Genomic DNA, 7,061 nt, shown 5'->3' on the forward strand with positions numbered 1-7,061 from the left:
GGACGCGCCCGGCGGCGGGAGCGCCGTCGGGCTCGGCGGCCGGTCGGCCGGCACCGTCACCGCGGCCCTCGTCCGCCGCGGGCTCGTCCCCTGAGCGCTCCTCCGCGGGCTCGTCCGCGGGCTCCCCTGCAGGCTCCCCTGCAGGCTCCGGCAGCATCGGGGCGGTCGGCTGGAGAGCCAGCGCCAGTTCGGCGAGCTCCTCCGGGACGCGGGCCGACTCGGAGCGGCCCAGCGAGGCCATCTCGACGACCGTCACCCCGTCGGCACCGGTGGTCGCCCGGACCCAGACGCGGCGCCGCTGGATCAGCAGCGAGGCGGCGAGGCCCGCGACCGCGGCGACGGCGCCGATCAGCGCCCAGCCGTTCCCGGCCGAGCTGGAGACCTGGAAAGTCGCCCAGCGGTCGAACCCCTCGAAGGTGAGGGTGCCGCGGCCGTCCGGCAGCTCCCACTCCTCCCCCGGCAGCAGGTTGATGCGCAGCGGCTCGCCGTCCTCGTCGGTGAGCTGTTCCATGTACCGGGTGTCCAGCTGGTACACGTTCTGCGGGATGCCGGAGTCCAGCCCCAGGTTGCCGTGGTAGGCGTTGAGGGTCAGGGCGGGGAAGTCCGGGTCGGGGAAGGTCGAGTGCGGGCCGCGCTCGGCGGTGAGGGCGAACGTCGGGTTGAAGAACCCCTGGAACGCCATCTGGTCCGGTTCGCCGTCCGGTCCGACGTAGTCGGTGACCTTGACGACCCCGGTGGAGCTGAGGGCGTTGTCCTGCGGGATGAACGGCACCGGCCCGCTGAAGGCGACCTCGCCCTGCCCGTCGACGAGGGTGACGCGCGGCGCGAAGCCGTGGCCCAGCAGGTAGACCTTGGCGTCGCCGATGTGCAGCGGGTGGTTGACCCGCACCGACGCCTCGGTGCCCTCGGTGTCGCCGTCCCGCCAGTAGGTGATGTCGGCGCGGAAGTCGCGGGCCGAGCCCAGGTCGGGACCCTCGCGGACGAAGTCGGCGTGGAACGCGTCGAGGTCGAAGGTGAACCGCTCCAGGTCGTCGGCGTCGAAGAGCGTGCCGGAGGAGAAGTCGTCGTACTGGGTGAGGGTGTTGGTGAAGCCGCTGCCGACCGGCACCAGCTTCCCGCCCTCGGAGCGCAGCAGCGCGCCGGCGGCGAAGGCGATGAGCATCACGACCAGCGCGACGTGGAAGACGAGGTTGCCCGCCTCCCGCAGGTAGCCCTTCTCGGCCGCCACGGACCCGCCGGCGGAGGCGTCGCCGGCTGCGGGGACGGCGGAGCCGTCCACCCGGAACCGGCTGCGGCCCAGCAGTCGCTCGGCCTCCGCCAGCGCCTCGCGCGGCGCGGCCTCGGTCCGCCAGGTGGTGTACGCGGGCATCCGGTCCAGCCGGCGCGGGGCGCGCGGCGGGCGGCCGCGGAGCTGGCCGACGAACTGCCAGGCACGCGGCAGGATGCAGCCGATCAGCGAGGCGAAGAGCAGCAGGTAGATCGCGGAGAACCAGACCGAGCTGTACACGTCGAACAGCTGGAGCCGGTCGTAGACCGACGCCAGCGTCGGGTTGTTCTCGCGCAGTTCGGCGGCGGCGATCGGGCTGGCGCCCTCCTGCGGGATCAGCGAACCGGGGACGGTCGCCAGCGCCAGCAGGAACAGCAGGATCAGCGCCACCCGCATCGAGGTCAGCTGGCGCCAGATCCAGCGCGCCCAGCCCACGGCCTCGCGCCCGGTCCAGGCCAGTCCGCCGGCGAGGCCGGGCTCACGGATGCCGCCGAAGGACCCGGCACCCGCCGGATCGCCGCCGGCGTCGCCGCCACGGTCCGCGGCGGCCTCCCGCTCGGCGTCGGTGCGGGGAGCGGTGGACAGCCGGGAGGCGTCGTCGGTCGCCTCGCCGGTCTCCTCCCGCCCGTCGGGGCCGGCGCTGGTGCGGTCGGTGTGCTCACTCATCGGCTGGTCGCTATCGCTCGGGCGCCGGCGTGGCTGCCGCCGGCTCGGTCGCTGGTCGGGCGGGTGCCCGGGGTGGCCCCGGCCGGCCCGTGGGCGGCCGGTGTCCGCGCGGCGGCCGCGACGGGGGTGCGGCCGGCGCAGGACAGGCGGGTCGGGGTGAGGGCGGGGAGCGTCATCGGATCAGATCCACACCTGGAAGTCGGCGGACCAGACCATCAGCTCGTAGACGATCACGTCCCACAGGCCGGTGATCAGCATGACGCCGGTGGCGATCATCATGCCGCCTCCGATGCGGATGACCCACGCGTAGTGGCGCTTGACCCAGCCGAAGGCGCTGAGGCTGCGGCGGAACGCCAGCGCCGCGACGATGAACGGCACGCCCATGCCCAGGCAGTAGGCGACCATCAGCACGGCGCCGCGCAGCGCGGTCGCCTCCTGCATGGCGAGGAAGTTGACGGCGGCCAGCGTCGGGCCGATGCAGGGCGTCCAGCCGATGCCGAAGACGATTCCCAGCAGCGGGGCCCCGGCGAGGCCGAGGCCGGGGCGGGTGTGGAGCCGGAACTCCCGCTGGCCCAGCCGGGGGAACAGCCCCAGGTACAGCAGCCCCATCAGGATGATCAGCGCGCCGAAGACCCGGGTGAGCACCTCGCGGTGCTCCTGGAGGAGGTAGCCGAACCCGCCGAAGAGCGCGCCGCCGGAGACGAAGACGGCGGAGAACCCGAGGACGAACAGCGAGGCGCCCAGCAGCATCCGGCCGCGCCGTGCCTCGGCGAGATCGGCGCCGCCGACACCGGTGACGTAGGAGAGGTAGCCGGGCACCAGCGGCAGCACGCACGGGGAGAAGAACGAGACCAGCCCGCCGATGAGGGCGAGCGGCAGGGCCAGCAGCAGCGCGCCGCCGAGCACGGTCTCGTTGGTGTCGGTGACCGCCGTCAGGACGTCCATCAGGCGTCGTCCGCGGCGCCCTCGGCGGCGCTGCCGGCGTCGCCGTCGCTCTCGCTGCCGTCACCCGGCGCGGTGTCGCCCTCGGCGAGGACCGGCTCGATCATGCCGCGCAGTTCCTCCTCGGTCAGCGCCTTCACCGCGCGGGCGGCGATGTTGCCGTCGCGGTCGACGACCAGGGTGGAGGGGATGCCCTGCGGGGAGAGGGTGTTGGCGGGGAACTCCAGGATGAGCCGGCCCTTGGGGTCGTAGAAGCTCGGGTACGCGATGTCGAACCGCCGGTCGAACGCGCGGGCGTTGGCCGGGTCGTGGTCGCGGACGTTGATCCCGACGAACTGCACGTCCTGGTCGGCGAGGTCCTCGGAGACGGCGGCCAGGTACGGCGCCTCGGCCCGGCAGGGCGCGCACCAGGAGCCCCAGACGTTGAGGACCAGGACCTGGCCCGCGTAGTCGGCCAGCGCGATCGGCTCGTCGTGCGTGGTCTCGCCGGTCAGCTCGGGAGCGGGAAGCCGGTCCCCGACGGGGACCGAGGTGATCACGCCGCTGCCCTCCACGAACGCGCTGCCGTCGGAGGACGCCTCGGCACCGCTGCCCTCGCCCCCGCCGCAGGCGGTGAGCACCACGGCGGACAGCGCGAGAGCGGCGGCGGTCAGCGCGGAGCGTCGGTACGCGTCACGGCCTCGGGACGGGTCGCTCTGGATCATGTGAAAAGTTTCCCATGCGTGTCGCGGCGATCTTCCGCGCCCCCCTTGTCCGGAATGTAAGGAACGGATAAGGACCGGCCCCGCGTCCGCGTGCGGCCAGGTCGGAGCGGCGCCGCCCCGCTCCGCACGAGGCGGAACGGGGCGGGGCCGGGCCGGGGCGCGCGGTCAGGCGCCCGAGCCGCGGGCGCCGCCGGCGCGCAGGTGCACCGGGACCAGGTCGATGGCCGGCTCGGTGTACCCGACCGAGACGATCTCGTCACCGAGGAAGGTGAAGCTGGTCAGCGACGCGAGGGTGCACTGCCGCTTGCGCGGGTCGTGCCACAGCCGGCGGCGCTCGACGTGGCTGCGCAGCAGCCAGATCGGCAGCTGGTGACTGACGCACACCGCCTCGTGGCCGCGGGCCGCGTCCCGCGCCGCCTCCAGCGCGCCCCGCATCCGCACCACCTGGTCGAGGTACGGCTCGCCCCACGAGGGGCGGAACGGGTTGTACAGGTGCTTCCAGTTGCCCGGACGGGACAGCGCACCGTCGCCGACGCCGAAGGTCTTCCCCTCGAACACGTTGGCCGCCTCGATCAGCCGCCGGTCGGTGGCGACGGACAGCCCGTGCTCGGCGGCGATGGGCTCCGCCGTCTCCTGCGCGCGCTCCAGCGGGGACGCCACCACGTGGACCACGTCCCGGCCGGCGAGGTGGCGGCCGACCACCTCCGCCATCTCCCGGCCGAGTGCGGAGAGGTGGTAGCCGGGCATCCGGCCGTACAGCACGCCCTCCGGGTTGTGGACCTCGCCGTGGCGCACCACGTGCACGACCGTCCTGGCCGGTGAGCCGTCGGCTCCCGGGCCGGCGCCGGTCCCGGCGGCGGGGTCCGGCGCGGCGCCGGCCGGGGTGTCGCTCCCGGCCGGCCCTCCCGCGTGCCCGTCGCGCTGCGCCGGCGGGGTGGTCGTCACATCTCTGTCGCTGTCCGCTGTGCCGGTCATCTGTGCCCTTTCCTGTGGTTCACGGCCCGCTGGCCGCTGTCGTGCGGGTGGCGGGCGGCCCCAGAGCGTGTTTGAGACCCCGCGCCGGGCCCGCGACGCCAGCTACGGCCATCTGCTGCGTTGTCAGGAACGCCCGAATACACCCCGGTACGAGGGCGCCCCTCCGCCGTGCAGCTGACCGCATCCGACGCCGCGAGCTGATCCGACGCGGGGTCTCACACACGCTCTCAGACGCCGCTCTCGTCGGTCGCGCGCGCCGCCGCCCGGGCGGCCTCCGGGAGCGCCGCGGCGATCCGCTCGATCGCCCGCTCGTCGTGGGTGCTGGAGACGAACCACGACTCGAACGCCGACGGCGGCAGGTAGACGCCGCGCGCGAGCATCGCGTGGAAGAACGCGTTGAAGCGGAAGGCCTCCTGGGAGCGCGCGCCGGCGTAGTCGGTCACCTCGGTGTCGGTGAAGAAGACGGAGAACATGTTCCCGGCGACCTGGAGCCGGTGGGCGACGCCCGCTGCCGCGAGTGCCTCGGAGACCAGCGTGCGGACCTGGAGCGAGGCGGCGTCGACCCGGGCGTAGGCGTCGGCGTCCAGGAGCCGCAGCTGCGCGAGGCCGGCGGCGGTGGCGACGGGGTTCCCCGAGAGGGTGCCCGCCTGGTAGACGGGGCCGGCGGGCGCGAGCTGCGCCATCACGTCGGCCCGGCCGCCGAAGGCCGCCGCGGGGAAGCCGCCGCCCATGACCTTGCCGAAGGTCATCAGGTCGGGCGCGACACCGTCGATGCCGTACCAGCCCTCGCGGCTGACACGGAAGCCGGTCATGACCTCGTCGGAGACGAAGAGCGCGCCGTTCTCGCGGCACAGGTCGCGGAGACCGGCGTTGAAGCCCTCCCGCGGCGGCACCACGCCCATGTTGCCGGGGGACGCCTCGGTGATGACACAGGCGATCTCACCCGGGTGGGCGGCGAACGCGGCACGCACGGCGTCGAGGTCGTTGTAGGGCAGCACCAGCGTCTCGCCGGCCTGTGCGCCCGTGACGCCCGGGGTGTCGGGCAGGCCGAAGGTGGCGACGCCCGACCCCGCCGCGGCGAGCAGCGCGTCGACGTGGCCGTGGTAGCAGCCGGCGAACTTGACGACCTTGGCGCGGCCGGTGAAACCGCGGGCCAGTCGGATCGCGGACATGGTGGCCTCGGTCCCCGAGGAGACCAGCCGCACCTGGTCGACGGGGGTGATCCTGGCCACGATCTCCTCGCCCAGCTCCACCTCCCCCTGCCCCGGGGTTCCGAAGGAGGTGCCGCGCCCGACGGCGTCGCGCACCGCCTCCGTGACGGCCGGATGGGCGTGGCCGAGGATCATGGGGCCCCATGAGCACACCAGATCGACGTACTCGCGTCCGTCGGCGTCGGTGAGGTAGGGACCGGTACCGGACACCATGAAACGGGGCGTTCCACCCACGGCGCGGAAGGCCCGCACCGGTGAGTTCACGCCCCCTGGTGTGACAACCGCCGCGCGGTCGAAGAGCGTCTGCGAGACTGGAGCATCGTAGGAGTAGGTCACGCGACCATGGTGACATCAGGCCCGTTCCACCGTGCCTCCGGGCGTTTCGCCGGTGTCCGGCTGGGGGAAGGCCACAGAGACGATGATCGGGTTTACGCGGCCGGGGTCGCGGCGAGATCGGGCGGTGACATGCAGCGCGGCGGTGGCGGTATCGGCGAGGGCACCGGAGACCTCGGGCCCGAGGTGCCCCCGAGTGCTGCGCGCGGCCGGCACCGACGCAGACGCCGCCAGCAGCCCCGGGCCGAACAGCCGGTCGCGGACGGGGGGCGCGCGGCGCGCATGGACGTGACGTACAAGTACTTCGGCGCGCCCAACGGCGCCACCGCCGCGCGGGTCCCCACCTCGATGCGGCCGGAGGAGCTGGGCGGTGACGAGCTCGGCCAGGGCATGTTCACCAGCATCAAGCCCGAGACGATGGCCGCCATGGTCCTGACGGGGATAGAGGGCGTGCCGCTGCACCGGGTCCCGCCGCTCGAACTCGTCGTGCTCCACCCGGACTACGCGGTGGTCAAGCTCCCCACGACGGTGGTGGACCCGCTGCGCGGCATCGGCGAGGAGACGGTCGGCGCCGCCGCCTTCATCTGGTCGACGGTCCCGGACCGCAGCGGCCCGCGCGACGCGTTCGGCGTCTACCGGCTGCTTCACGAGTGGCAGGACTTCTCCCGGCGGCTGCACGAGGCCGGGCACCAGCCGTACTGCCTCGTCTGGCCGTGACCCTGACCTGACCCGGGCCTGACCCGCACCGCCCGCCCTGCCCCCGCCGCGGGGCCGGTACCGGCGCGGGCGGCGGTGCGGGAGCCGCCCCCGGTGCGACAGGCGCGCGGCGGCACCTCCCGCCCGCACGATCGGCCGCACCGCACCGGCACCCGACCCTGCTCCGCTACCGCCACCACGCGGACGCCGAGGGGCGGTTGGTGAAGGTCGAGGCGCAACTCCTCCTCGACGCGGGCCCGTACGCCG

Annotated in this window: 6 protein-coding genes; 1 reads left to right on the plus strand and 5 read right to left on the minus strand. The window is 74.1% G+C overall.

Features of this window, described 5'->3' with window-relative positions:
- The 5 genes from resB to hemL form a co-directional block, all read right to left on the minus strand.
- Nucleotides 1-1,933: cytochrome c biogenesis protein ResB (resB, locus tag HCN52_RS19790; protein ID WP_168089804.1), on the minus strand; the 1,933-nt coding region annotated here is incomplete at its 3' end.
- A 180-nt stretch (nt 1,934-2,113) separates the two neighbouring features.
- Entirely contained in the window at nt 2,114-2,878 is a 765-nt protein-coding gene (locus HCN52_RS19795) for a cytochrome c biogenesis CcdA family protein (protein ID WP_168089805.1), read from the minus strand.
- Complete coding sequence (locus tag HCN52_RS19800; RefSeq protein ID WP_168089806.1) at nt 2,878-3,579, minus strand: TlpA family protein disulfide reductase; 702 nt, start codon at nt 3,577-3,579, stop codon at nt 2,878-2,880. The genes HCN52_RS19795 and HCN52_RS19800 overlap by 1 nt, the downstream gene beginning before the upstream one ends.
- 165 nt (nt 3,580-3,744) lie before the next feature.
- A complete protein-coding gene (locus HCN52_RS19805) occupies nt 3,745-4,554 on the minus strand; it encodes a histidine phosphatase family protein (protein WP_168089807.1) in 810 nt (269 codons plus the stop codon).
- A 227-nt stretch (nt 4,555-4,781) separates the two neighbouring features.
- Complete coding sequence (hemL, locus tag HCN52_RS19810; RefSeq protein WP_168089808.1) at nt 4,782-6,101, minus strand: glutamate-1-semialdehyde 2,1-aminomutase; 1,320 nt, start codon at nt 6,099-6,101, stop codon at nt 4,782-4,784.
- Between the two features lie 129 nt (nt 6,102-6,230).
- Here hemL and HCN52_RS19815 point away from each other — a divergent pair, with 129 nt between their 5' ends.
- Nucleotides 6,231-6,815: a hypothetical protein gene (locus tag HCN52_RS19815; protein WP_168089809.1), complete on the plus strand. Its 585-nt coding sequence runs from the start codon at nt 6,231-6,233 to the stop codon at nt 6,813-6,815.
- Nucleotides 6,816-7,061: the final 246 nt, after the last annotated feature.

The organism is Streptomyces bohaiensis, from assembly GCF_012033785.1.
Taxonomy (GTDB): Bacteria; Actinomycetota; Actinomycetes; order Streptomycetales; family Streptomycetaceae; genus Streptomyces; species Streptomyces bohaiensis.